Consider the following 26,581-nt stretch of genomic DNA (forward strand, 5'->3'; position numbering starts at 1 on the left):
GAGACATGGCGTCATAAAGGCTGTTCATGCGGTTGCCCGGTTTGAGCAACCTTGGTTGGCTGTTGCATTAACCCGCGTGGCAAGCGGAAACCTTTGAACGGTTGCTGGGTAATGGGGTTGAAGGCCTTTTCAGCATTCAACCGATAGCGCATTACACCGTCGCCTGTCCTGAAGCTCAGGTCCACGCTGGTCGCCGTTCGCCCATTGAGCGAGCCGCGGCTGAGCAAGCGGAACATCGACCATGGGCCACGGTATTCGAGGCTGCTGCTATTGCCGTTCTGCCTGAGTAAAGTCAGGTTGCTGCGTACCTGCTGCCCCATGGTATTGGGCCAGACGATACCGGTGATCTGGGTAGGCCCATGGGTGTAGGAGATCAACTGGCCATCCAGGTCCAGCAGGCTGGTACGCTGATTCGCACTGAGCCCCAACGGTTCGACACTGAACTGCACACTCAACTTGCCGCGCTGATCGAAGAAGGTTTCGCGAATACGTTCGGCCAGCTCGAGCTGCTCGATCACGTCGGGGCGAATCAGGGAATGCCCGTGCTGGCCAGATTGCAACGCCTCAAGGTTGTCCTTGAGGAAGACCTTGAGATACTGATCATCAAACTGCTTCAAACGCCCTTTGGGCCCAAAGAATGCTTCGAAGTCATCCAGTGAAGCATCAGGTGCCCTCACCACAAAGGGGTAGCGGCCTGCCAGACGTTGCTGGAAGAAGCTGTACACCTCAGCATCCCAACGTCGCTCCAGTTCGCGCAGTGCTTCAACGTTCAGCACTTTGGCTGTCTGGTCGGCAAGCTTTCTGACCTGGTGGTTGATCGGTTCCGGCAAACCTGTGGCAACACGTTGCAGGGTGCCAATCGGGTCCTGCCCGGTCATCGAGAAGCGCTGATGCACGGCTTGCAGCGCAGCCTTGCCGCGGTCCGGGCTGTCCTGTACGGCCTTGGCATAGTCCAGCACAGCCGATACGGCACCCAGGGTTTCGTCGTAGTAGCTCGGTTTGTCTCCTGTCACCAGCAACATGGCGCCCAGGCCTGCAAAAGCCCGCTGGATGGCCTGTGCTTGCTGTTGCTCGGGGTTGCCTGTTTGTGGCCGCAACGAACCCACCTCGCCCGGTGCCTCGACAACTGTGGGTGACGCAAGCGACGTGTTATCCCTGACCGTATACAGCAGCCGCTGCAACGGTGCTGCCGGGCCAGTCAACTGCTCCAGAACGGTGACACCATGGTTCAGATCACGGAAGTCTGCCACGGTGAAGGCGTTCAAGGCGCGACGCCAGCTGTCGACGTAATCGGCGCTGTAAAGGTTGTGCAGCCGTTCGGTCAGCGCCTCTCGATCAACGCTCGAATAATCGAGCTGGGCGCGCTCCCCGAGCGCCCACTGATCGACCATCGCCATTTCAGCGAACCGCTGGCTGTGCGGTTCAAAGTACTCCCTGAAGCCTTTGGCTGTGAGCATGGGGGGCAGTTGCACATCCTCCTCCCCTTGCCTGGCCCCGAACGAAGGCTGATACACGACATCGAATGCAGGGCCTACCTGGTGACGCAGGTTCAGGCCGGTGTGCAATTGCTCGTGAGCCTGTTGCTTCAGCCCCTCATAAACCCGCTGTGGTAGAGGCAATTTACGCAATGCCTGCTGCACTTCGCTGACGCGCTCACGGTACTGCGGCAAATCGGTGTCAGCGTAGGCAAGGGCGTATTCCAAATGGTGCATGAGGTCTCGCTGCAACTGCCCCTGACCAGGGAACGCCTTTTGCCATTGGCGCGCCATCCAGTCTTCCACCCATTCAGGCCGGCGACTGTGGCGGTCCTCGATCATCCGGTAAACCCTGAGCGCCGCCATTTGTTGCTCGCTGCCCGGCGGTGCTGCGTTCATGGCATCGATCACACCGCTGGCCAAGGCCGGCAAAAAACGCCTGGACAACAAGCTGAGGTACGCTTCGTCAACCGTGGGGCCAATGTTGCGCCCTTGATAAAGGCCAAGATCGGCAACCCCTGGCCATGCCACGCGATAGTCGCCAAACACCGCCACCGCATCGCGGATCTGGTCCAGTGGCGCCAACAGGTTGCGCCCGGTCGGGTCTAGGCGCTGATCGACCTGGTGATGGCTGTACTCCTGGCTTTTGGCGAGCACGCTGGCGGCCTTGGACCCATTGATATCGAAATAGCGTTGCCAACTCGCCAAGGCGATGCTGAACGCAAGGATGCCCACGCCCGAGCTGACCCACAGCAGTTGACGCTTGCTGCGCGCCACCCGAACGTTGTCGCCCGCCAGGCCGGCCTCCTGATAGATGACCCGCCTGAAGGCTTGCTGAATGAAGAAGGCCAATGCCTTGCCTTGTGCCTTGCCTTCACGCAACGGAAGTTTCGTCTTGTAGGGTTGTGCGGCTTCACGGACAAAGGCATTGCGCATGTCGCCTTGCTGCATCACAGACGACCAATACACACCGCGTACCAGGGCGGGCGTGGAGTAACGATCACTCACCAGGGTTTCGCGCAGAAATGCCAGCAGTATGGGGCGCAACCCGACCAGCTGCCCATACAGCGAAAACAGGCGCCCACAGGGTGGAGCCTTCACCAGTACATCCAGTTGATCGATGAGCTGCTCCTGCAACGTGCCGAGAAACCGACCGTAGTGCTCGTCATACTCATCCAGCCAGACGTCGAACGCGTCAACCGCATCCAGTTTGAAGGTAAACCCCAACAGGTTTTCGCGCCTGGCGGCCGAAAGCTTGCCGTAGAACTGATCGAAGCCGTCCAGCAAATCGAATTTGCTCAGTACCACGTAGAGCGGCAAGCGCGATCCCAGGTGGCTGCTCACTTCGTACAGGCGGGTGCGCAACCTGTGGGCCAGCGCAACGCGCTGCTCAGGCGTGCCATGCAGCAGTTCCGGCAAGTCGACGACCAGCACCACGCCGTTAAGCGCTCGCTGGCTGCGATTTCGCAGTAGCCAGCCCAACAGGTGGTCCCACAACCTGGCCTGGGCCCCCGGCACGAAGGAGGGCTCCGGCTCGGTGGGGGCGTCGGCTGTCGAGCCTGCCGCTGGCTGCTGACGGATGAACGCACCGGGTGGGTCGATGAGCACGGCATCGTCGCTGACCCACCAGCCCACCGGATAGGCCAGCGCTTCAGTCTGCCGCCCTTGTGCCTGGACCTGATCGATACGCGTCAGGGTAAAACGCTGATCGGTGCAGTCGATGAAGCTGGTTTTACCGGCCTGTTCATCACCCATCACCAGGTACCAGGGCAGCCGGTACAAGGCACGTGGCCCACCGGCATTGTCAAGGTACCGGTCAAGCCCTTGGCTCAGCGCCTTCTCTTGCGCCTGCACCAACGGCAGCGCGCGATCCCGTTCGGCAGCCTGTGCCTGCCGGCGCTCCGCTTGCAATCGACGAAAGCGTCTACGCAGCACCACCAGCCAGCCTATTAGCGGCACGAGCATGAGTACCAGGCTTGCCACGCTGCGGTGCGCCACACTGGCCAGTGGCTGTTGCTCACGCCACGTCCATTGCGGGCCGAGCCACCAGATGGCGACCAGCAGCAGCGTTGCCGCCAACCCAAGTAACACCGGCAGCGCCAGGCCAATGCGCGTTACCCACGGCAAGCCCCAACCTTTGAATTGCTTCCATATATGATTCATCGAGGCTCCTGGTCCTTGTGTTGATCAGCCTGCGTTGGAGGGGCTGCGTACTGCTGAAGCCGCTGGAATACCTCTGGCTCCCACGCACTGGCGGTGGTTTGCTGCATCGTACGGGCAACGCCGGCGCACAAGTCCTGGGCCAGCCATGACACGCCCCGTGCGGCCAGCAAGTCGGCTGCGATCATGGTGGTATGGCAGCGGTCCCGAGGGGTACCCAGGTCCGCTTGCAGTGCTTGCAGCCTCAGCAGCACGGGCTCTACGCCGCCGCTGTCCAGCTGGCCGGCCAGTTCCTCGTGCAGGCCACCAAACGCGTGAGGCGGGGCCGCTTGGCCAGAAGGCCCTTGCGCGCCCTTGAGCCACGCCAGGCATTGGTCATCGACAAATACCAATCCGTCGCTGAAGCACAGCTGCTGAAGTGCCGGCATGCGCTGTACAAACCGGGCGGTCGCGCAACGGATGGCCTCAGCCACATCGCTCATCGCCAGCCGCGTGGCGACAGTTGCAGCCAGAAAGCTGCCACGAATCCAGTAGGGGCACGCCGCCACGCTCTTTTCGATGCGCTGAAGCAAGGCCGGGTCAATCGCTGTGCTGGCAATGGCCTCTTCATAAACCCGCGTTATATCCAGTGGCACCGCCATCAATTCCGTGCGGGTGCCTTGCCTGGCCGGAGGCGCCGCCTGAATGTGTGCCCACAAACCGAAACGCCGTAACTGGTAGCCGGTTGGGTCGTAAGGATCCTGCTGGTTGATGAGTTCGGCCATGGCCAGTATGGCCCGTCGTGTCTCACGTTCACTGCCCATCGACACACGCGGCATGGGCGCGGCGATGACATCGGCCAGCGGCGTAGGCTTCACGTTTACAGCGGGCGCCTTGGGCACGGCAGCCTCGCCGGCACCGCTGACACGTTCAGAGTGTTTGCACAGCAGGCGCTCCAGCCCGTCGAGAACAGCAGCCTCCAGCTGTGCCGCGTGCTGTTGTTGCAGGTGTTTCAACGCCGCCTGCGCTGCTGCGGCATGGGCAGGGGTATAAGTGAAACGGTCGAGACGCGGCAGCGCCTCGGTCAAGCGGTTGATCACCAGCCCGACCAGCCTGCGCTTGGTCAGGAAGCCTTTCGGCCCTGGCTTGGGGTGGGCGGGTTCCCAATAGCACTCGATCATGCCGGCCAGCAACGCCAAGGTATCTCCCCAACGCTCCCAGCAGCGGCTGCGTAACCAGGCGGCACTCAAGTGCGCGACGATTCGCAGGTGCTTGCATTGCCGGCTCAGGTACTGACAGGACGCCTCTTCGATGTACACCCAGTCGATCATCGCCTCCTGCAGCCCGCCCAGCTTGACCATCTCCTGGTCGATCGCCTGGTAGGTTTCGTCCTCGACATCGAACAGGCCAGCCGGTACTGCCGGATCGATCGGCGCCAGCAGTCGCGTGAGCTTGCCCCCTGACACCTGCGCTACCACCGGCATGTGTTTCGCGCCTGGCTGATCAACGGGCTCAGCCCTTGTGCATCGAAGATCAACCCGTCGAGCTCGCTGTGCTCACTCACAACTTCGATGCGATGAGCGCCAATCAGCTTCCTGATCTGCTCGATCGCTGGCAAGCCCCGGCCGGCATCGATTACCTGCCCGTTCTCCATGACCTGCCAGGGCGTTTCACGGGTAGACCAGCCCTGCCCTGTCAGCCGTACCTTGACCCAGCTTGCCTCGATGGGGCGTTTGGCAATCAGTTGCAACCGGGAGATGGCCTGGATGCAACTGATTGCCAGGTAAGCAGGTTCGTTACCCGATGCGATGGCAGGCGCTGATATCACGAGCGCTGAAACGCCGGCACCGTCATCGGTTCGGCTACCGATGTGAAACGTCAGGTCATCTGGCGCCCGCGCTGCTTCATTCGCCATCACGCGCAACACGCTCGGGGCCTGCTGCTCTGGTGCAGACCACTGCCGTTCTGCCGTGAATGCCGGCGTGTTCGCAGCCTGGTCGAAACAGGCCAGTCGCTCGACGTTCGACACAATCCGTGAACAGTCCCGCGTGGGGCCTGCCAGTACCGGCTGCAAACAAAACAGCAACGAAAGACCGGCGCCATATACAGAACGGTTAATCATCCTGATTCACTCTCCAAAAACAGTACAAACGCCTATATGACCGCACCCATTTTCCTATAAACACATATAGGCTCACGCGCCAAAAAATAGCCAGCCAAAACAAAACCGGACGGAGACTAATACACAGCGACGACTGAACACAAACAAATATTTACTTACATCTTCACGCTCGACCAAAGAGCACTTCACCCTGCATGGTTTTATAGGAACAAGGCAACTCACCCCGCCAGATAAACATATGTAAGAAACTTCCTACAAGAGAAACAGCACATTAAACATGCCCCATAATTAAACATCCTACAAACCAACAGGGAGTTACGTACCAATGTCTAGGAATACGGGTTCTGTCGCGCCTAAAGAACGCGTCAATATCAAATACGTCCCCGCTACGAGCGATGAGCAGGCTGAGGTGGAGCTGCCCCACAAAATGCTGGTACTGGGCGACTTCGGCCTGGACGAAGACCGCGCGCTCGAGGACCGCCAGGTGATGCGAGTCGACAAACACACGTTCAACAGCGTGTTGAACGACGCCAACGTGAGCCTGGCGGTATCTGTGCCTTCCGTGCTCAGTGCAGCCCCGGATGCCGAGCTGGCGGTCCATCTGCAGTTCAGGTCCATCAACGATTTCGGGCCGGACCATATCGCGCGGCAGGTACCCGAGCTGAACAAGCTGCTGGAACTGCGCGAGGCGCTGGTCGCCCTGAAAGGCCCGCTTGGCAACGTCCCGGCCTTCCGCAAGCAATTGCAACACCTGCTGAACAACGAGCAAGCCCGTAAACAGCTCGCACAAGAACTGGACCTGGTACCTGAAGCGCCAGAAAAAGACTGAGACAATGGAGCGTCCCCATGCCTAATCCAAACACCACCACCCTCACCACAGACGCAACCATCGAGACATTGGGCAATGGCACCTTGCTCGACCAGATCATGGCAGAAACCAAACTGGTACCTACTCAGGAGGGCTATCAGGTTGCCAGGCAGGGCGTATCTGCCTTCATCGCCGAAATCCTCAAGAGCAATGACCCGGATCAATTGATCAACAAGCACCGGGTCGACCAGATGATTGCTGAGGTTGACCGGGTTCTCGGCAAACAGATGGATGCCATTTTGCATCAACCCGAGTTTCAGCGGCTTGAATCCTCATGGCGAAGCCTGAAACTTCTGGTCGACCGCACGAACTTCAGGGAGAACATCAAGCTCGAAATTTTGCACATCAGCAAAGAGGACTTGCTCGACGACTTCGAAAATGCCGCAGACATTACCTGCAGCGGCCTCTACAAACATGTTTACACCGCCGGGTACGGCCAGTTCGGGGGAGAGCCTGTTGCGGCCATGGTAGGCAACTACAACTTTGGCCCTGCCTCCGCGGACATCAAACTGTTGAGTTACATGGCCTCCGTAGGTGCCATGTCCCACGCGCCCTTCCTGGCCGCACCTTCCCCCGAGTTCTTCAACTTGAGCAGCTTTGAAGAGTTGCCCAACCTCAAGGAAATAAAAGACCTCTTCGCCGGCCCACGTCATGCCAAGTGGCGCGCTTTTCGCGAAAGCGAAGACGCACGTCATGTCGCGCTGACCGGACCACGCTTCATGCTGCGCTCCGCCTACCATCCGCAAGAAAAGCCAATCGAGAGCTTCAACTACAACGAAGACATCGCCGGGCGGCATGACCACTACCTGTGGGGCAATTCCGCCTTCCTGCTGGCCAGTTGCATCAACGACAGCTTCGCCCGCTACCGCTGGTGCCCGAACATCATCGGCCCGCAATCGGGTGGTGCGGTCGAAGACTTGCCAGTCCACCTGTACGAGTCACTGGGGCAATTGCAGGCCAAGATTCCTACCGAAGTGCTGATTTCCGATCGCAAGGAGTTCGAGCTCGCCGAAGAGGGCTTCATCGCCCTGACCATGCGCAAAGACAGCGACAATGCAGCGTTCTTCTCAGCCAACTCGGTGCAAAAACCCAAGAACTTCCCGAAAACCCCCGAGGGGCTGCAGGCACAGACCAACTACAAGCTGGGGACCCAGCTGCCCTATCTGTTCATCGTCAACCGCCTGGCACACTACATCAAAGTGCTGCAGCGCGAACAGATCGGCAGCTGGAAGGAACGCCGAGACCTTGAGTCCGAGCTGAACAAGTGGATCAAGCAGTATGTCGCCGACCAGGAAAACCCCTCTGCCGACGTTCGCAGCCGCCGGCCGCTACGTGCCGCCCGTATTGAAGTCTCGGATGTTGCCGGTGACCCAGGCTGGTATCAGGTTTCGATCGCCGTGCGTCCGCACTTCAAGTACATGGGCGCGAACTTCGAGATCTCTCTGGTCGGGCGGCTCGATACGCAATGAGTGGTTTTTTTGAACGCTTGACGGTGGATCAGAGTACCCGTCCGCAGGCCACTCGACAGGAAAGCGCTGCGCACACGTTCGCCACCATCAAACGCCACCTCGAAACGCTGCTCAACGCCCGCCAGGGGTGCTCTCAGAGCAGTCCTGAGCTGGGCTTGCGTGACTTCAACTGGCATGACGTGAACCGCGGCGACTTGCTCGTACACGTGAGCGCGGATATTCGCCGCACCCTCCAGCGCTTCGAACCACGTATCCAGATACGCACGCTCAAGGTAGTGCCCGATAGCCATGCCCCGCTGGAGCTGCATTTCAGGCTCGATTGCCAGGTGCAGGTCAACAACCACGCAGAGCAGCTGCAACTCGAGCTGCTGGTCAACGGGCACAACCGCTACACCCGAGTGAGGTGACCGATGTCACTGAAAGACCGCTTCAGCGAAGAGCTGCGTTACCTGCACGAACTGGGGAACGACTTCGCCAAGGACAACCCACAACTTGCAAGGCTGCTTGGCACAGGTGCCAGTGACCCCGATGTCGAACGCCTGATGGAAGCCTTTGCATTCCTGACCGCCAAACTGCGGCTCAAACTGGAAGACGACCTGCCGGAGCTGACTCACCCCATGCTGCAGTTGCTGTGGCCCAATTACCTGCGGCCCTTGCCCAGCGCGACGATCATCCAGTTCACCCCGGTCAAGCAGTCCCTCAGTCAGTCACAGCACATTCCGAAGGGGTCGAGGTTGTGCTCGGAACCCGTGGACGGCGTAGCCTGCGAGTTCCGCACGTGCACTGCGGTGAACATTCATCCGTTCAAGATCGACACGGTGAGTGCAACCCAGACACTCGATAACGCGGTGATCCGCATCGGACTGCAGGCACTGGTCGACCGGCCACTGAACAGCCTGGGCTGCTCCAGTCTCGACTTCTACCTCAGCGGTGATATTCGCACCGCCCGCACGTTGTACCTGTGGGTTTCCCAATACCTCAAGCACATCAACGTGATCGTCAAGGGTGAAGTTCGTCGGCTGCCGGCCGGCAGCATCTCCTTCCCGGGCTTTAGCCCCGACGACGCCTTGCTGCCCTACCCGCAGAACGTCTTTGATGGCTACAGGATCCTGCAGGAGTACTTTGTCTTCCCCCAGCGCTTCCACTTTTTCAGCGTTACCGGGCTGGATAAAGCCTGGCCAGCGCATGACAGCCTGGCGGTAAGCCTCGAGTTTCACTTCACGCGCCAGTTACCCGACACACTGCGTGTCAGCAACGCAGATTTCAGTTTGTTCTGCGCACCTGCAGTCAACTTGTTTCAGCACAGTGCCGAGCCCATCGACCTGTCCAGCGAGGACGCCTTGGCCCCACTGAAACCCAAGGGAGCCGAGCCGCACGGTTACGAAATTTTCAGTGTCGACCAGGTCATCAGCACGCGAACGACGGCCGACGGGAGTGTCGGTGAGCACCTGCGAACGTTCCGTCCCTTCGAGTCGTTCGCCCATGAGATCGAGCACGTTCAAGGACGCACTGCGCTGTACTACCGCTACCAGGTGGAGGCGTGCCTGCGCGGCGATGGCGTCACGCACCGCATCGCCTTCGTTCGTGCCGATGCCAACAGCTATATCGGCGAGCTGGAAACTGCGTCCATCGACCTGACGTGCACCAACCGAGACCTGCCGCTGGCGTTGGGCATTGGTGACATCAACGCGCGTACCGAATTTACGCCGCCACTGGCCACGTACACCAACATCTGCAAGCCCACCCGCCCTTGTCGCCCGGTGCTGGACGGCCAGTTGCAATGGGCATTGATTTCCAACATGTCGCTCAACTACCTGTCCCTGCTCTCGGTCGAGCCGCTCAAAGCGGTGATCCGCGCCTACGACTTCGTCGCCCTGCACGACATCCAGCAGGCGCGGACCACCCAGAAGCGCCTGGACGGCATGCGCGACATCCATACAAAGCCCATGGACTGGCTTATCAAGGGGCAACCCATTCGCGGCTTGCACACCCGGCTGAAGCTGGACCAGGCCGCCTTCCTCTGCGAAGGCGACCTGTACCTGTTCAGTTGCGTGCTTGCCCACTTCTTTGCCTTGTACGCCAGCATCAATTCCTTCCATCAGCTGGAAGTGATCAACATCACCAACAACGAGCACTACACATGGCCAATACAGACCGGCAAACAACCGCTGATCTAGCCGACAGACTGCTCGCCGAGGCGCACCAGTACAACTTCTTCCAGTTGCTGGAGCGGCTGCATGGGTTGCATGGCGACGATCTGGAACCCCGTTGGCCTGACGAGGCTACCCGCTTGCGCGTGCGCCTGGCCTGTGACCCACGGCTGACCTTCCCCGTATCGGACGTTTACAAAGCCCAACGCATGCCCGACGAAGAGGCGCGCTACCGGGTCGTTGCCACGTTCCTCGGGTTACACGGTACCGATTCACCATTGCCCACCTATTACCTGGAGCAGGTGGCCTATGAACATGCGCAAGGCATCGGTGTACGGCCGGCATTCTTCGACTTTTTCAACCACTACCTGCTCAGCCTGTTGCACCGCAGCTGGCGCAAATACCGGTACTACATCCGCTTCCAGCCGGGTGCCCGTGACGGGTTCTCGCAGTACGTTTTTGCCCTGCTGGGGCTGAACGACAAGCAACTGCGAGGGGATACGGCACTGCCCTGGAGCCGCCTGCTCAGTTTTGCCGGGGTCATCGCCAGCCGCAGCCGTGCGCCAGGCACCGTGGCCGGCATCATTGCGCACTGCTTCGACCTCAAGCATGTGCAGATCCGCGAATTCGAAACCCGCTCGGTACCCACTGCGGCCGGGCAACGCGTAAGCCTGGGGCGCGCCAACGGCCAGCTGGGCAGCACGTTCATGATCGGCAGCCGTACACGCACACGCAGCAGCAAGTTCACCATCGTGATCAGCGAACTCGACCAGGCGCAACTGCGGGACCTGCTACCCAGCGGCATCAACTTCGGCCGTTTGCGTGCATTGATCGACGTTCTGCTGCGTGACGGCCTTGCCTACGACCTGGAGCTGCGCCTGAAGCAGAACGCGCTGTCACCCTTCTGCTTGCACCGCAGCCAGGGCGCCTACCTGGGCTGGACCAGCTTCATCGACGACCGGCATGGCCAGATCAGTCCCGTTGTACGGTTCAGGGGGCGCTCATGAACACATTGACCGTGAGCATCACCAACCTGGACCAACTGCGACATGGCGTTATCGCCAGGCACCGATTCGATTGCAAGGGCGGAACCATTGGCAGCGGACAGACAAGCTGGCAGCTCGACGATCCTAATCAGAGCGTTGCGCCCATCCACTGCGAGATCCGCTGGATAGAAGGCAGCTTCTGTGTGATCGATCACTGCCAGCGCACCTATCTGAATGGCAGCGCCACCAGCCTGGGTGCATACCCACCCAGACGCCTGCTTGAAGGCGACCAGCTTCGGGTGGGTGCTTATCGGCTACAGGTTCAGTACGCCCAGGACCCCGCCGCCACGCGTTCGCTGGAGGACATGTTCTATCCGGATCAGAGGGTACTCGACCGCCTGATCGCCGAAGAAACAGCAGCCTCTTGGCCGATCGAACCCTCTGCTACGCAACCGGCTGCCGAGATCTGCTCGGCCTTCGAGCCCACCATGGGCAACGATCCCTTGGCAGCGCTGGATGCAGCCGCTGAGTCAGAGGCTTCCCCGTCGAGCCCGCTGCTGCGGCTGATTGCCGGAGACCGCCCATGACCCGCCAACCGTTGCTGGTCGCGGCCCTGCTGGTTGCAATGTTCGGGGGTGCCGGCTGCACCTCGTTAAGCAGGATGGGCCAAGTTGCCATGGACCACACGTTGCCCATCGGGCCGCCGAAGGATCACCCGACCCAAGTTGCGTTCAGCATCAACGCGAGCCCTACCCTCAATGGTAATCCGAACAGCCTTGAGGTAGCGGCCGAAGAACAGCACAGCACCCTGGAGCCCAGCCCCTACGCCGTCACCCTGAGTGCGGGCGACCCTTATGCACTGACGGAAAAGATCGTGACCCTACTGGAGTACCTGCACGAGCAGTTTCCAGCCATGTCCCCCGTCGAGGTGGACGAGGAAGGCAACGATGAACCGGCTCGCTCTCCTCTGGAAGAGAGCACCCCTGGCAGCTACGACGACCCGACCGTAACGTTGACCTTGCCGCACACCACAACCGTGGCCTCGGAACCCGTCGCCACGCCGATTGCCATCAAGATCCTGCAGCTGCGCGACGACTCGCTACTGCGTAACACCGTGTACCAGTTGCTGGACCAGGACCCGGCCAAAGCCCTGCGCAGTACCTACATCCGTGATGACGATTACCTGCTGCGCCCTGGCCAGTTCAAGTACATCCCGTTCGAACCCATCCATGCCGAAACCCGTTTCGTGGCGGTGATTGCCGACTACCGAGGCCTTGAGGACGCCAGCTGGCGGCAAGTGCTGCGCATTCCGCCGCGTGGCCGCCAGATCATGCTGTCGGTGTTGGTCAACGACACGCACATCGTGCTCAAGGAAGAAGATTGATGACACGTCTACTCCCCTTTGCCCTTCCCGCTTACTCACGTTGACACGGAGTGCCCATGAGTTCACGCAATCCCGTTCTTTGGCCCGAAGGCCTGTTCGTAAAACCACAGCATTTCCAGCAAGCAGCCCGGGCGGGTGAAGCAGCTCTCCACCAGCGCCTTGCCAGCCTGAACGCAGCCTACTACGGCTTTAGCGAGCTACAGCTGAACGACGAGTACCTGAGCCTGGGCAAGATCGCCATCACCCGGGCGCGGGGCGTCATGCCGGACGGCACGGTGTTCGACATCCCCGCCGACCTGCCGCCGCCGCCACCGCTGGAAATCGACGACGACGCGTGCAAGGACAGCGAGGTGTATCTGTGCCTGCCGCTGCGCACCGAGGGCGGCTGCGAAGTGAGCTGGCCCGACAATGCCGCCAACTTCCGCTACACCGCCCAGCCACAGGAGATCAAGGACACCCATTCTGCGGACGGTGACCTGGTACAGGTAGACCTTGCCATGCCCAACCTGCAGCTAAAACGCAAGGCTGATGACAGCAGTGCCTACACACGCCTGGCCATGGCACGCATCCTGGAGCGGCGCCCCGACGGCAGCCTGCAACTGGACGAAACCTTCTACCCCACCAGCGTGTCGGTGCGAGCGGTGCCGGCACTGCAGCGGTTCCTAGACGAAATGACCAACACCCTGCGCGAGCGAGCGCGAGGCCTTGCCAAGCGTATTGGCGCCTCGGGCCAGTCCGGTATCGCCGACATTCGCGACTTCAACCTGCTGCAGGCCATGAACCGCTGGTGGCCGTGCTTTCAGCACCTGGCCCGGCAAGCGCAAACGCATCCCGAGCAGCTTTACCTGTGCATGAGCCAGGCCTGTGGCGAGTTTGTCACGTTCACCGACGAAAACAGGCTCCCGCAAGATTACCCCGCGTACCACCACACGGCGCTGCGTACTTCGTTCAAGCCGCTGGAAGACACCTTGCGCCGCGCCCTGAGCACCGTCCTGCAGCCGCGCGCCGTTTCACTGCCGCTGGTGAACGAAGCGTTCGGTGTGATGACGACCAGGCTGGAAGACCGCCGTCTGATCGACGAAGCCGACTTCATCCTTGCCGTGCGCGCCGACCTGCCACCGCAGGTGTTGCGCCAGATGTTCATCCAGAAAGCCAAGATCACCTCACTGGAGTCGCTGTACGACCTGGTGCCGCTGCAACTGCCGGGCATCCCCTTGTTGCCTTTGCCGGTGGCGCCGCGCGACCTGCCTTTTCACGCGGGCTTCAGTTACTTCGAAGTGAACAGGCGCGACCCGGCCTGGGCGTGCATGGCCGAGGCCAATGGCTTTGGTCTCCACATTGCGGGCGAATTCCCGGGCCTCGAACTGCAGTTCTGGGCGATCAGGAGTCAGTGATATGGCAGATGACACGACTACCCGCACCGATGCAACAAATGCTGAAGTCAGTCAGCTGACTACAACCCTTAAACCGTCAGCACCCGACGACCAGGCCGCGCCGGCCAACGCACAAGCCTCTGCGCAAAAGCCTGAGCCTGTTTACGAAGGCTATCCCGCCGACCCGCAGTTTCAGCTGCGGGGCGGGTTCGCCAACCTGATGCTGGATGCCGCATCACCGCTGTTTGGCTTGGTCATACGCCTGCGTACGCTGGACGAATTGCCAAATATCAAAGATGTGCACCAGCAAGTGCGCAACCAGATCGACAACATTCAGGAAGAAATGCGCCAGCACGGATACGAGCCTGCTCAGCTGCTGGCGTATACCTACGGCCTGTGCCTGTTCATCGACGAAGCCGTCATGGAGCGGCCCTGGGGCAAAAGCAGCTGCTGGAGCCAGGAACCCTTGCTGAGCATCTTCCACGACGAGACCTGGGGCGGAGAAAAGATCTTCACCGTGATCTCGCGCCTGATGCAGGAGCCCAAGCGTTATCAGGACGTGCTGGAGTTCATGTACTTCGCCCTTTGCCTTGGGCTGAGGGGCAAGTATGCGCTGGCGCCGAAAGGTGAAGAAACCATCACTGCACTCATTCACCAACTGCACGGGATCATCCGCGAACTGCGTGGCCCCACCCCTGAAGAAGTCTGCGACCCCTACACCAATGTGGCCCCACGCAACTTCCGCATGAACCGGCAATGGCCCTGGTGGAGCCCTTTGGTGATTTCCGCCATCGCCATGGCGGTGGCCTACGGCATCTACAGCTACCGGCTGCACCTGATTACCACCGAAGTACTGGAGTCGCTAAACGCCATCCTGCAGCAGTAGGCGAAGGCTACATGCACCCACCGAATTCACCCCATTAGCGAGGCATCTGCCTCATTGAAAAGCCCATCGTTTTCGATGGCCACGCCACCTGTGGTGTGCGTGCTAATCCACATGGACGCAGGAGAAACTGCCATGCCAACACCCGCTTACATCAAGATCGAAGGCAAGACACAAGGCAACATCACCGCAGGTGCATTCACTGCCGACTCCGTCGGCAACATTTTCGTAGAAGGCCACGAAGACCAGATTCTGGTGCAGGAAGTCAAACACCGCATCACCGTGCCCACGGACCCTCAAAGTGGTCAGCCAGCAGGCCAGCGGGTACATGGGCCGCTGATTATCACCTGCGCCCTGAACAAGGCAGTTCCGCTGCTGTACAGCGCGCTGTCCAGCGGTGAAATGCTGCCCAACGTCGAGCTCAGTTGGTACCGGACCTCGGTCGAAGGCACACAGGAACGGTTCTTCACGACCAAACTGATCGACGCGGTAATCATCGACATCGACCTTGAAATGCCACACGTGCAGGACAAGGGCAACAGCGACTTCACCCAGTTCTTCAAAGTTTCGATGGCTTACCGCGGCATCGAGTGGGAGCACCTCACTGCAAGCACCGCAGGCGCGGATGACTGGCGCAAGCCCAAAGAGACAGCCGTGTGATCTGACAGTACGGCAACCGGGCAGGCCAGCCTGCCCGGACTTCTGAAACCTCAGACGGCCGACAAGGACTGCTTATGCCCAGCCAATCTGACTTGCGATAAAGCTTCCAGCCACTCGTTTGCAACGCTGAGTTCGAAGTGGTGTCATTCAAGCTCGAAGAAGCGCTCAGCCAACCGTTTACATTGACCCTGGAGCTGATCAGCTTCGAACACGGCATCGACTTCGGCCACCTGCTCGACAAACCCGTGCTGTTCACCATCTGGCAGGGTGAACGCCCCGTACGGTACGTACACGGCCTGGTCAGCAGCTTCAGCCAGGGCGAACCCCGACATCACCTTGGACTATGAGAAGAAACTCCCTGCTTTCGCCTCGCTACAAACTCAAGTCTACGCTTGGCACAACGAGCATTACGGACCAAAGTTACTATCTGCCGAGCAGGCCTTGTCACTTGGTATAACTGACGTTGACACGAAATGGCATCTGCGCCACTTCATGGCCCATGGCCCCGAAACCTTACCGTCGCCATCTGTTGGTACCTCATCTGCAAGCTCTTCAATGTCCGCGCGGCACCCCCACCCGCCGAGGCTTTTGAAGGTGTGTTGGCTACCGCCCGCGAATGATCACCACCTCAAGGTATTCGCTGGGCACCACCAACGATGAAGGCCCTCCCACATTGCAGTCATCCAGCAACTGAGCAAGGTCTCGCTCCAAAGCACTGGCCTTCTCCGCATCCAGCGAAGCAAACGCCTTGTGCACCGGCCCGTACCAGGTACGAAAAACCTCGATGAAATGCGCCGCCGAGCGGTAGCGGAAGTTGAAGTGCTGGCGACTGACATTCAGCTCACCCAGCACCCCTTCGAACATCACGCGCAACTGTTCCTCGTCACCCCACCGCGAGGGCGGCAAGGCCCCGGCGGGGGGCGGCACATGCCGCCCGAGGGTCTTGAACATCTGCCCGACAAAACCTTGCGGGGTCCAGTTGGCCAAGCCTATACGACCACCGGGCCGGCATACCCGCCCCAGCTCACGTGCGGCCTGGGCCTGATCAGGGGCAAACATCACACCGAACGTGGAAAGCACCGCATCGAAGGTGCCATCGGCAAACGGCAACGCTTCAGCATCGGCAGCCTGAAACAGCACATTCAGGTGTTCGGCCCGTGCCCGCTCTTCGCCACGCTTTAGCAGTTCGGGGACATAGTCGGTGGAGGTGACGCGGCAACCGCGTCGGGCAGCCGCCAGTGTGGCGTTGCCATTACCGGCCGCAACATCCAGCACCTGCTCATCCCAGCGCAGGTCACAGGCTTCTGCCAGGCGCTCGCCAACCAGTTGCAGGGTGGTGCCGATTACCGCGTAGTCACCGCTGGCCCAGGCGGCTTGCTGACGGGCTTTGAGGGCATTGGTATCCAAAGGGGTGGTCATGGTCTGCGCCTTTTTGCTGTGCGCGGCCGAGGTCCTTCTGGCGGTTAACGCGCCATGGATTTGGGGAGCAAAATGTTACGCGCCTCTCAGGCCAAGCGGAAAGGCGAATTGGGGATAGGACCGTGATCAAAGCGATATATGGCACCGGCTGCGCCGGTGTTCGCGGCGGTTCGACAAGCCCGCTCCCACAGTAAACGCGCAGGCGTCAGGATATCGGGCAGGGCTGCGAGCCCTGCAACCGATTGTGCACTCAGGCGAACTTGGCCCGGGCTGCGTGCAGTTTCTTGTAGCTTTCGATCAAGCGCAGGTGGCGATCAAGGCCTTCGAGCTTCATGCTGGTCGGGGTCAGGCCATGGAAGCGCACGCTACCATCCAACGAGCCCAGCACAGCATCCATGCGTGCGTTGCCGAACATGCGGCGGAAGTTGGCTTCGTAGTCGTCCATCTCCAGCTCGTCATCCAGTTGCACTTCCAGCACCACGTTCAGGGCCTGGTAGAACAGCCCGCGCTCAACAGTGTTGTCGTTGAACTGCAGGAACGCCTCGACCAGTTCCTTGGCCTCCTCGAAGCGCTGCACTGCCAGGCAGATCAGCAGCTTCAGTTCCAGAATGGTCAGCTGGCCCCACACCGTGTTTTCGTCGAACTCCACGCCAATCAGTGTGGTGATGGTGGTGTAGTCATCCACATCGCAGTTATCCAGGCGCTTGAGCAGCAGCTTCAGGGCGCGGCTTTCAAGGCTGTGCAGGTTGAGGATGTCGGCGCGGAACGACAAGGCGCGGTTGGTGTTGTCCCAGATCAGGTCCTCGACGGGGTAGATTTCCGAGTAGCCCGGCACCAGGATGCGGCAGGCGGTGGCGCCCAGGTTGTCGTACACCGCCATGTACACTTCCTTGCCCAAGTCTTCGAGGATGCCGAACAGGGTTGCGGCCTCTTGAATATTGGAATCCTCGCCGTGGCCGGAGAAGTCCCACTCGACGAACTCGAAGTCCGCCTTGGCACTGAAGAAGCGCCACGACACCACACCGCTGGAGTCGATGAAGTGCTCGACGAAGTTGTTCGGCTCGGTCAGGGCATGGCTTTCGAAGGTCGGCTGCGGCAGGTCGTTCAGCCCTTCGAAGCTGCGGCCCTGCAGCAGTTCGGTAAGGCTGCGCTCCAGTGCCACTTCCAGGCTTGGGTGGGCGCCGAACGAGGCGAACACGCCGCCGGTGCGCGGGTTCATCAGGGTGACGCACATGACCGGGAATTCGCCACCCAGCGAAGCATCCTTGACCAGCACCGGGAAGCCCTGTTCTTCCAGGCCCTGAATGCCGGCAACAATGGCCGGGTACTTGGCCAGTACGTCCTGCGGCACATCCGGCAGGCACAGCTCGCCTTCGAGGATTTCGCGCTTGACCGCGCGCTCGAAGATTTCCGACAGGCACTGCACCTGCGCTTCAGCGAGGGTGTTGCCAGCGCTCATGCCGTTGCTGAGGAACAGGTTTTCGATCAGGTTGGACGGGAAGTACACCACCTGCTTGTCCGATTGGCGCACGAACGGCAGCGAGCAGATGCCGCGCGCCGTGTTGCCCGAGTTGGTGTCGTACAAATGCGAACCGCGTAGCTCACCGTCGGGGTTGTAGATTGCCAGGCAGTGCTCGTCGAGGATCTCGGCGGGCAGCGCATCGCGTGGGCCAGGCTTGAACCACTGCTCGTTCGGGTAATGCACGAACGGCGCGTTGGCCAGGTCCTCGCCCCAGAACTGGTCGTTATAGAAGAAGTTGCAGTTCAGGCGCTCGATGAATTCACCCAGCGCCGATGCCAGCGCGGCTTCCTTGGTGGCACCCTTGCCATTGGTGAAGCACATCGGCGACTGCGCATCACGCACATGCAACGACCACACGTTGGGCACGATATTGCGCCACGAAGCGATCTCGATCTTCATCCCCAACCCGGCCAGGATGCCCGACATGTTGGCGATGGTCTGCTCCAGCGGCAGGTCCTTGCCAGGGATGTAGGTGGTACTGTCCGACACCGGCATCAGCAGGCCCTGGGCATCGGCGTCGAGGTTGTCGACCACTTCGATCACGAACTCGGGGCCGGTCTGTACCACCTTCTTGACGGTGCAGCGGTCGATCGAGCGCAGGATGCCCTGGCGGTCCTTCTCGGAAATGTCTTCGGGCAGCTCGACCTGGATCTTGAAGATCTGGTTGTAGCGGTTTTCCGGGTCGACGATGTTGTTTTGCGACAGGCGAATGTTCTCGGTGGGGATGTCGCGGGTCTGGCAGTACAGCTTGACGAAGTAAGCCGCGCACAAGGCCGAAGACGCCAGGAAGTAATCGAACGGGCCTGGGGCCGAACCATCACCCTTGTAGCGGATCGGTTGGTCGGCGATCACCGTGAAGTCGTCGAACTTGGCTTCGAGACGGAGATTGTCGAGAAAATTGACCTTGATTTCCATGCGGGTTTACCGTGATTTAAGCGTGCAAAACGAAAGTGGCCGGCATTATCCGGGTTTTCAGCCTGGAAGTCCTGTTTACCTCGTCGCTTGCGCATTCCACCGGATTGCTTGCCTGATCCTCTGAACCTGCCCCCGCCACCAGACCAGCGGTCATCCCCCTGTGCTAGCGTTTCTTCTCTGGGGAACAACGTATTCCCCGCCCAGAAAAAACACAGCGATAGCAACCGATGATTGGCAGGTGAACCATGGAACTACGCATCAACCAGAAGACCTACCAGGTCGAGGTGGACGCCGACACGCCCCTGCTGTGGGTGATCCGCGACGACCTGGGGCTGACCGGCACCAAGTATGGCTGTGGCCTGGCCCAGTGCGGCGCCTGTTCGGTGCTGGTGGACGGCAACGTAGTACGCGCCTGTGTCACCCCGGTGGCCGGTGTGGTCGGGCGCGAGGTGACCACCATCGAGGCAATCGAAGCCGATGCCGTCGGCAAACGGGTGGTCGCGGCCTGGGTCGAGCACCAGGTGGCCCAGTGCGGCTACTGCCAGTCCGGCCAGGTGATGGCGGCCACGGCGCTGCTCAAGCACACCCCTAAGCCCAGTGACGCGCAGATCGACGCGGCCATGGTCAACCTGTGCCGCTGCGGCACTTACAACGCCATCCATACTGCCGTGAATGCACTGGCCCAAGGGGAGCAGGCCTGATGAACACGCCCGTCGATACACCGGCCGAACTGCTCAAGCTGCAAATGGGCGAAACCGTCAACCTGTCGCGTCGGCGCTTTCTTGCCGGCACGGCCGTCGGTGCCCTGGTGCTGGGATTCGGCCTGCCAATGGGGCCAGCACGCGTGCAGGCGGCGATTGCAGCCGCCCCGCAACGCGGCACCCAAGTGCCCGCGTTTCTTGAAATTCGCCCGGATGGCACGGTGCGCCTGCTCAGCCCCTTCATGGAGGGCGGGCAAGGGCCCTTCACTGCCATGGCGCAGATCGTAGGTGAAGAGCTGGATGTCGACCCTGCCCATTTCGTGGTCGACGCCGCTCCACCGGGCGAAGCCTATGTCGTCATGGAAAACGGTATGCGCATCACTGGCGGCAGCATGTCGGTGCGCATGAGCTACCCGACCATGCGCCGCCTGGGTGCCCTCGCCCGGGCCATGCTGCTGCAGGCGGGCGCCGAACAGCTCGGCGTGCCGGTCGAGGAGCTCTCTACCACACCGGGTAACGTAGTACATACCATGAGCGGGAGCTCAGTACCTTATGGCGAACTTGCCGGCCGCGCCATGGACCTGCCAGTACCCGCCCCGGACAGCGTCAAATTGCGCGACCCCAGCCAGTTTCGCTGGATCGGCAAGCCAGTGCGTCGCCTGGATGCCTACGACAAGTCCACCGGCAAGGCGCAGTACTGCATCGACATCAAGGTCGACGGCATGCTCCACGCCGCCGTGCAGCACGCGCCACGCTTGGGCATGACCGTGGGCAGCCTGCGCAACGAAGAGCAGGTCAAGGCCATGAAGGGCGTGCATTCCGTGCATCAGTTACCGGGCGCTGTCGCCGTGGTCGCCGAACGCTGGTGGCATGCCAAACGCGCGGTGGAGGCTATCCAGGTGGACTGGCAAGAGGCGACCGCCGACACCAAGGTGCGGGCGATGCCGGCAGACTTCTCCAGCGATGGCTGGCGCGAGCACCTGGCCACGGTCGAGGGCCCGGCACGTGATGAAGAGAACGAGGGTGATATCACGGGTGCCTTGAGCAACGCCAAGACCAAGGTAGAGGCCAGCTACCACAACCAGTACCTGAACCATGCCCAGCTGGAACCGCCCTCTGCCCTCGCCCGCTTCAACGCGGACGGCACCCTGGACGTGTGGCTGCCCAACCAGGCACCGGACATGTTCCGCGACGACATTGCCAAACGTACAGGCCTGGAGGCTGCGCAGATCAACCTGCATTCGCCATTGCTGGGCGGCTTCTTTGGCCGCCACTTCCTGTACGACTCGGCCAACCCCTACCCGCAGGCCATCGCACTGGCCAAGGCGGTCGGGCGGCCGGTGAAGCTTATCTGGAGCCGCGAAGAGGAATTCCTGCGTGATGTGCTACGCCCGGTCGCCGTGGTGAAGTTCCGCGCCGGCCTGGATGCCGACGGCATGCCAGTGGCCCTCGAAGCGGTAAGCGCCACCGAAGGCCCGACCGAGGCCCTGGCCGGCAAACAAGGTGAAAAGATCGACCCGACCGCACTTGAAGGGCTGTCGGGCAAGGCCTACGCCATCGCCAACAAGCGCATCGCGCAGATCTACGTAAAAGGCCCGGCCATGCTCGGCTACTGGCGCTCGGTGGGCAACTCACTGAACGACTTTTTCTACGAGTCGTTCCTCGACGAACTGGCCGACAAAGGCGGCAAGGACCCGTTCGAACTGCGCCTGCACCTGTTGCGCGACAACCCGCGCCTGACCAATCTGCTGAACGCGGTCGCCGACCTGTCCGGTGGCTGGAAGCGCGGCCCGTTCACCGCCGAGGATGGCAGCAAGCGGGCACGCGGCGTGGCCATGGCCTCGCCATTCGGCTCGGAGGCAGCAGTCATCGCCGAGGTGTCGATCGAGAACGGCCAGGTGAAGGTGCACGACATCTGGCAAGCCATCGACCCGGGCAGCATCGTCAACCCGGCGATCATCGAGCATCAGGTGAACGGCGCCGTCGCCTTGGGCCTGTCGCAGACGCTGGTGGAAGAGGCGGTATACGTGGACGGCAAACCACGAGCGCGCAACTATGACCTGTACCCGATCCTGCCGCCTTCACGCATGGCCCGGGTGCATGTGCGCATTGTCGAAAGCGGGGCGAAGATGGGCGGCATTGGCGAGCCTCCGTTGCCGGCCGTAGCCCCGGCGGTGGCCAACGCCGTCGCGCAACTGACTGGCCAGCGCGTGCGCAGCCTGCCGTTGAGCCGCCATACCTTCAGCTGACCGCACAAGGATCGCCCCATGACCCATCGCTTCGCAAGAACCGCTGGCTGGCTGGCACTGCCGTGCCTGGTCGCGGCAGGCCTGATGGCCTGGTATGTCACCCGCGAGCCTGCCTCGCCGTTCGTCGATGCACAGGCCAGTGCCGCCGACCCGGCGCTGGTCAGCCGTGGCGAGTACGTGGCCCGGCTCAGCGACTGCGTGGCTTGCCACAGCCTGCCGGACGGCAAACCGTTCGCAGGCGGGCTGGAAATGGCCACCCCGCTGGGGGCTATTCACGCCACCAACATTACCCCTGATCGCGACAACGGTATCGGCAGCTACAGCCTCGCCGACTTCGACCGCGCCGTGCGTCAGGGTGTCGCGCCCGGCGGCCGGAGGCTGTACCCGGCCATGCCCTACCCGTCCTACGCCAAGCTCAGTGACGACGATGTAAAGGCGCTGTACGCATTTTTCATGCACGGCGTGCAACCGGCCCGGCAGGCCAACCTGGCCAGCGACATCCCCTGGCCACTGAACCTGCGCTGGCCCATTGCCCTGTGGAACGGCCTGTTCGCCGCCACCACGCCTTACGCCGACAAGGCCGGGCAGGATGCGCTGTGGAACCGGGGTGCCTATATCGTTCAGGGCCCTGGTCACTGTGGCAGTTGCCACACGCCCCGTGGCCTGGCCTTCAACGAAAAGGCGCTGGATGACAGCGGCAAACCATTCCTGGCGGGCGCCCTGCTCGATGGCTGGTACGCACCGAGCCTGCGTGCCGACCACAACACAGGGCTGGGGCGCTGGAGCGAAGACGAGATTGCGCAGTTTCTCAAAACCGGCCGCAACCGCCATGCCGTCGTATTCGGCTCGATGACCGAGGCGTTCAACAACTCCACGCAGTTCATGAGCGACGATGACCTGAGGGCCATCGCCCACTACCTGAAATCGCTTCCCGGCGACCCGCAGCGCGATGGGGCGCCGTGGCAGTACGTGGCCGAGTCGGCAGCAACACAGCTCAACAGCCCGGGCGCACATACCTACGTGACTCGCTGCGCCTCGTGCCACGGGCTGGAGGGCAAGGGCCAGGACCAATGGATGCCGCCTTTGGCGGGGGCAACCTCGGCGCTGGCGAAAGAAGACGCTTCGGCGATCAACATTACCCTGAACGGTTCGCAGCGGGTGGTGACGGCGGGGTTGCCTGATGCCTACCGCATGCCGGCGTTCCGAGAGCAACTGAATGACCAGGAGATTGCCGATGTGCTGAGCTTCGTGCGCACGGCCTGGGGAAACCAGGGCGGTGTCGTGAATGCACAGGCGGTGGGCACGTTGCGTGGGCATACCGACCCGGCCAGCAGTAGCCCGATCATTTTGCATATGCGCTGAACGGGAGCCTCCATGGAAAGCATCGACCTGCTGGTGCTGCGCACCACCCGAGACTGGCTCACCGCCGGGCACCGCGTCCTGCTGGCCACGGTCGCCCGCACCTGGGGCTCCTCCCCGCGCCCGGTGGGCTCGATGATGGCCTTGCGCAGTGACGGCCGGGTGGTCGGCAGTGTCTCCGGTGGCTGTATCGAGGATGACCTCATTCACCGTTACACCACCGCCTACGGCGGCCCCGGCATGCCCAACGGCCTTCCTCAAGTGGTGCGTTACGGCGTCAGCGCCGATGAAGCACACCGTTTCGGCCTGCCCTGTGGCGGCACACTGGAGCTTGTGCTGGAGTTCGCACCGCCGCTGCAGCACCTCGAACGACTGCTGGCCTGCCTCGATAAGGGCAGCCTGGTCCGCCGCGGGCTCAACCTGCACAACGGTGATATCAGCCTTACCCCCACCAGCACGCCTGACCTGTTCAGCTTCGATGGCCAACACATGCTCAGCACCCTTGGGCCGGGCTATCGTTTACTGCTGATCGGTGGTGGCGCACTGGCCGAGTACTTGGCCACCATGGCCCTGTTCAATGGTTTCAACGTTTCGCTGTGCGACCCACGCCCTGAGTACACAGCAGGCTGGAACGTGCCCGGCGTCAACCTGCTGGCCGGCATGCCCGACGACGTAGTCCGCGCCTTCGCGCCGGACCTGCGCAGCGCCATCGTCGCCGTCAGCCACGACCCCAAACTGGATGATCTGGCCCTGCTCGAAGCCTTGCACAGCCCGGCGTTCTACATTGGCGCCATCGGCTCGCGGCGCAACAGCCAACTGCGCCGTGAACGCCTGATCGAGCACTTCGGCGAAAGCGAGGCGTCGCTGCAACGCTTGCATGGCCCGATTGGCATCTACATCGGCAGCAAGACACCGGCCGAGATCGCCGTCAGCGTCATGGCCGAAATCCTCGCGGCGAAGAACGACGTCACCCTGCCTGGCGCGGTCAACGTGACCCGGGCCAAGCACGCACGGGAGGCCGCGCACCTTCCTCGCTGATTACTGCCACCGCTTCAGGTTCTGCTGCAACAACTGCTGCGGCAACGCCCCGGCCACGATCTTTTCCATTTGCCGCGCCAGCGCTTCACGCAAATGCGGCCGATTGCAGGGCGAATCATGCGAAAGCGCCAGGTACAGCCCTTCGCTGGAGATTGGCGGTTCCAGCACCTGCACAGTGCTGGCAATACCCAAGGTGCGCGCCAGCGCCATGCCGGGGTACTGCTCGTACACGACATAGTCGCTGCGTTTGTGCATGAGTTTTTCGAATGCCTGCCTGGCGCTGGGTACTGCTTCGAGGATGAGGTTGGCCCTGGCAAAGTCGTCGAACTGCTGACCGTGACTGTTGTTGACCAAGGTCCCGCCTTTGCGACCTTTCAGGTCTGCCCATTGGTGGTAGGCAAAGGCATTGTCCTGGCGAACCCAGACCACGCTGGGCGTGTGCAGAAATGGCGGGGTGATGAAGTCCATCTGTTGCTGCCGGGCCTGGGTCATGAAGTACCCGGCCATCAAGTCGATCCGGCCGGTGCGCACCTCTTCCTGGGCGCGCGACCACGGCCCGACGTAAATCACCTCGATCTCCAGCCCCAACTGCTTGCCCAGGTACTTGAGCAGGTCAGCGTTGGCACCGATCAGTTGCTGGGGGTTTTGCGGGTCGCGCCACAGGTACGGGGGGTACTCCGGGTTGCCGGTGGCGGTCAACCGCCGGCAAGGCTCTTGAGCTACCGCAGCCAACGGCAGCAGCAGGCACGACAACAGGAGCAAGCCGTGGCGAAAACAACGCTCGATCATCTACAACCCTCGGCACAAGTTACATCCGGTGACCCGGCGTGGTGGCCAAAGGCTGCCACATCCTGTGATCAACTGCAGCATTCATCTGTGCGGGCTGCAGACAGTCTGGACCCTGTGCGAAAAGTAGATGGGCCTTTCATCGGCTAACGGTGAACGAGCCGTCGATTACCCTCTCTGGCACTCAGGCGCCCTGACGACGCATCGCCAGGATCGCCGCACCAAACCCGATAAAGGTAGTGCCCACCACCCGGCTCACCCAGCGCGACAGTGACGGCCGGGTCAGCACGCCTTTCGCCCGTGCAGCCAGCGCGGCATACAAGCTCAGCGAAACCAGCGACAACGCCACGAAAATACCGGTCAAGGCCAGGAATTGCGGCAACAGTGCGGCCCCTTGGTCGATGAACTGCGGGAACAGCGCCGTGAAGAACATGGTCGCCTTGGGGTTGGTCACTGCGGTAAGGAACGCCGACTTGTAGAGCTTCAGCGGCGAGGGGCGAACCTTGGCCGCACCCTCGGCAGTAGCCTGCGCCAGCATCGGGCCTTTTTTCAGCAACTGCCGCACCCCCAGGTAGAACAGATAGCCCGCCCCCAGGATTTTCACGGCATTGAACAGCACTTCAGAACTGGCCAGCAGGGCGCCCAGGCCCAGCATGGCGGCTGCCGACAGGCAGAACAGGCCCGAGCCATTGCCCAGCGACGACCAGATCGTGCTGCGCTGGCCATGGGCCAGGCTGTTGTTGATGGCCATGAGTGTGGCCGGGCCGGGACTGGCGATCGCGATGGCGGCAACCAGGGTAAACGCTAACAGCGAGTGAACATCCATTTTCAGGCTCTTCAGGCAAATCAGGAAAGGCCCTGTACAGGGCGCGAGGGTTCAGTCGGTATTCTGCCGCTTGGCTGCCTTCTTGACGATAGCCTTCATCCGCGTTGCCGCGCGTTGCACGGTGGCCATCTTTTCCGGCCGTTTCATGCCCCGCCACTTGCGGATTTCGTCACGGGTGCGGCCGCAGCTCACGCACAGCTCGCTGTTGAGCTGGCATAACGAAACGCAGGGGTTTTCGATGTCTTTGGCCATCCCAC

The 26,581-nt window shown here is 61.4% G+C and carries 22 protein-coding genes and 1 pseudogene; 15 read left to right on the plus strand and 8 right to left on the minus strand.

Annotated features, from left to right (window positions below; translation table 11 throughout):
• Positions 1-11: 11 nt before the first annotated feature.
• Genes tssM through vasI form a run of 3 tightly spaced genes read right to left on the minus strand, consistent with a single transcriptional unit; the run spans position 12 to position 5,736 of the window.
• A complete protein-coding gene (gene tssM / locus B9A31_RS15830) occupies positions 12-3,638 on the minus strand; it encodes a type VI secretion system membrane subunit TssM (RefSeq protein WP_028614267.1) in 3,627 nt (1,208 codons plus the stop codon).
• Complete coding sequence (tssA, locus tag B9A31_RS15835; RefSeq protein WP_019097034.1) at positions 3,635-5,098, minus strand: type VI secretion system protein TssA; 1,464 nt, start codon at positions 5,096-5,098, stop codon at positions 3,635-3,637. The genes tssM and tssA overlap by 4 nt, the downstream gene beginning before the upstream one ends.
• Positions 5,086-5,736, minus strand: coding sequence for a type VI secretion system-associated protein VasI (gene vasI, locus B9A31_RS15840; protein ID WP_027609046.1), 651 nt, complete (start codon positions 5,734-5,736; stop codon positions 5,086-5,088). Before vasI ends, tssA begins: the two co-directional genes overlap by 13 nt.
• Before the next feature lie 325 nt (positions 5,737-6,061).
• Here vasI and tssB point away from each other — a divergent pair, with 325 nt between their 5' ends.
• The 11 genes and pseudogenes from tssB to B9A31_RS15895 form a co-directional block, all read left to right on the plus strand.
• Positions 6,062-6,565 (plus strand): type VI secretion system contractile sheath small subunit, encoded by a 504-nt coding sequence (gene tssB, locus B9A31_RS15845; protein ID WP_084297134.1) that lies wholly within the window; start codon positions 6,062-6,064, stop codon positions 6,563-6,565.
• A gap of 17 nt (positions 6,566-6,582) precedes the next feature.
• Positions 6,583-8,073, plus strand: a complete 1,491-nt coding sequence (gene tssC, locus B9A31_RS15850; RefSeq protein WP_027609047.1) for a type VI secretion system contractile sheath large subunit — start codon at positions 6,583-6,585, stop codon at positions 8,071-8,073.
• The gene (gene tssE, locus B9A31_RS15855; protein WP_019097030.1) at positions 8,070-8,480 is read left to right on the plus strand and encodes a type VI secretion system baseplate subunit TssE; all 411 of its coding nucleotides are present in this window, start codon (positions 8,070-8,072) and stop codon (positions 8,478-8,480) included. The genes tssC and tssE overlap by 4 nt, the downstream gene beginning before the upstream one ends.
• A gap of 3 nt (positions 8,481-8,483) precedes the next feature.
• Positions 8,484-10,250 (plus strand): type VI secretion system baseplate subunit TssF, encoded by a 1,767-nt coding sequence (tssF, locus tag B9A31_RS15860; protein ID WP_025753236.1) that lies wholly within the window; start codon positions 8,484-8,486, stop codon positions 10,248-10,250.
• Positions 10,214-11,230, plus strand: coding sequence for a type VI secretion system baseplate subunit TssG (gene tssG / locus B9A31_RS15865; RefSeq protein WP_019097028.1), 1,017 nt, complete (start codon positions 10,214-10,216; stop codon positions 11,228-11,230). Before tssF ends, tssG begins: the two co-directional genes overlap by 37 nt.
• Positions 11,227-11,796 (plus strand): FHA domain-containing protein, encoded by a 570-nt coding sequence (locus B9A31_RS15870; protein WP_019097027.1) that lies wholly within the window; start codon positions 11,227-11,229, stop codon positions 11,794-11,796. The genes tssG and B9A31_RS15870 overlap by 4 nt, the downstream gene beginning before the upstream one ends.
• Complete coding sequence (tssJ, locus tag B9A31_RS15875; protein ID WP_027609049.1) at positions 11,793-12,593, plus strand: type VI secretion system lipoprotein TssJ; 801 nt, start codon at positions 11,793-11,795, stop codon at positions 12,591-12,593. Before B9A31_RS15870 ends, tssJ begins: the two co-directional genes overlap by 4 nt.
• Positions 12,594-12,649: 56 nt before the next feature.
• Positions 12,650-13,987 carry a type VI secretion system baseplate subunit TssK gene (gene tssK / locus B9A31_RS15880; protein WP_084297135.1) on the plus strand — a complete coding sequence of 446 codons (1,338 nt, stop codon included), beginning with the start codon at positions 12,650-12,652 and terminating at the stop codon, positions 13,985-13,987.
• Position 13,988: 1 nt separating this feature from the next.
• Positions 13,989-14,852, plus strand: a complete 864-nt coding sequence (gene icmH, locus B9A31_RS15885; RefSeq protein WP_027615143.1) for a type IVB secretion system protein IcmH/DotU — start codon at positions 13,989-13,991, stop codon at positions 14,850-14,852.
• A 132-nt stretch (positions 14,853-14,984) separates the two neighbouring features.
• Positions 14,985-15,509, plus strand: coding sequence for an Hcp family type VI secretion system effector (locus B9A31_RS15890; protein ID WP_019098308.1), 525 nt, complete (start codon positions 14,985-14,987; stop codon positions 15,507-15,509).
• A gap of 74 nt (positions 15,510-15,583) precedes the next feature.
• A pseudogene (locus tag B9A31_RS15895) lies at positions 15,584-15,844 on the plus strand (contractile injection system protein, VgrG/Pvc8 family); the annotation flags it as partial.
• A gap of 268 nt (positions 15,845-16,112) precedes the next feature.
• On the opposite strand, the gene B9A31_RS15900 reads toward B9A31_RS15895, so the two are convergent.
• Both B9A31_RS15900 and B9A31_RS15905 read right to left on the minus strand, forming a co-directional pair.
• The gene (locus tag B9A31_RS15900; protein WP_028699604.1) at positions 16,113-16,928 is read right to left on the minus strand and encodes a class I SAM-dependent methyltransferase; all 816 of its coding nucleotides are present in this window, start codon (positions 16,926-16,928) and stop codon (positions 16,113-16,115) included.
• Between the two features lie 250 nt (positions 16,929-17,178).
• Positions 17,179-19,365: an OsmC domain/YcaO domain-containing protein gene (locus B9A31_RS15905; protein WP_019098311.1), complete on the minus strand. Its 2,187-nt coding sequence runs from the start codon at positions 19,363-19,365 to the stop codon at positions 17,179-17,181.
• A gap of 245 nt (positions 19,366-19,610) precedes the next feature.
• Here B9A31_RS15905 and B9A31_RS15910 point away from each other — a divergent pair, with 245 nt between their 5' ends.
• Genes B9A31_RS15910 through B9A31_RS15925 form a run of 4 tightly spaced genes read left to right on the plus strand, consistent with a single transcriptional unit; the run spans position 19,611 to position 24,712 of the window.
• The gene (locus B9A31_RS15910) at positions 19,611-20,066 is read left to right on the plus strand and encodes a (2Fe-2S)-binding protein (RefSeq protein WP_016715736.1); all 456 of its coding nucleotides are present in this window, start codon (positions 19,611-19,613) and stop codon (positions 20,064-20,066) included.
• The gene (locus B9A31_RS15915; RefSeq protein ID WP_084297136.1) at positions 20,066-22,315 is read left to right on the plus strand and encodes a xanthine dehydrogenase family protein molybdopterin-binding subunit; all 2,250 of its coding nucleotides are present in this window, start codon (positions 20,066-20,068) and stop codon (positions 22,313-22,315) included. Before B9A31_RS15910 ends, B9A31_RS15915 begins: the two co-directional genes overlap by 1 nt.
• Positions 22,316-22,333: 18 nt before the next feature.
• On the plus strand, positions 22,334-23,677 hold the full coding sequence (locus tag B9A31_RS15920; protein ID WP_084297137.1) for a c-type cytochrome: 1,344 nt from the start codon (positions 22,334-22,336) through the stop codon (positions 23,675-23,677).
• 12 nt (positions 23,678-23,689) lie between these two features.
• Positions 23,690-24,712, plus strand: coding sequence for an XdhC family protein (locus B9A31_RS15925; protein ID WP_084297138.1), 1,023 nt, complete (start codon positions 23,690-23,692; stop codon positions 24,710-24,712).
• Here B9A31_RS15925 and B9A31_RS15930 read toward each other — a convergent pair whose 3' ends face one another.
• The 3 genes from B9A31_RS15930 to B9A31_RS15940 form a co-directional block, all read right to left on the minus strand.
• Positions 24,713-25,501, minus strand: a complete 789-nt coding sequence (locus tag B9A31_RS15930; RefSeq protein ID WP_084297139.1) for a substrate-binding periplasmic protein — start codon at positions 25,499-25,501, stop codon at positions 24,713-24,715.
• Positions 25,502-25,682: 181 nt separating this feature from the next.
• Positions 25,683-26,324 (minus strand): LysE family translocator, encoded by a 642-nt coding sequence (locus B9A31_RS15935; RefSeq protein WP_019096410.1) that lies wholly within the window; start codon positions 26,322-26,324, stop codon positions 25,683-25,685.
• Between the two features lie 51 nt (positions 26,325-26,375).
• Positions 26,376-26,576 carry a DUF1289 domain-containing protein gene (locus tag B9A31_RS15940; protein WP_025754486.1) on the minus strand — a complete coding sequence of 67 codons (201 nt, stop codon included), beginning with the start codon at positions 26,574-26,576 and terminating at the stop codon, positions 26,376-26,378.
• Positions 26,577-26,581 lie beyond the last annotated feature (5 nt).

This window comes from Pseudomonas sp. URIL14HWK12:I5 (assembly GCF_900176445.1).
GTDB lineage: Bacteria > Pseudomonadota > Gammaproteobacteria > Pseudomonadales > Pseudomonadaceae > Aquipseudomonas > Aquipseudomonas monteilii.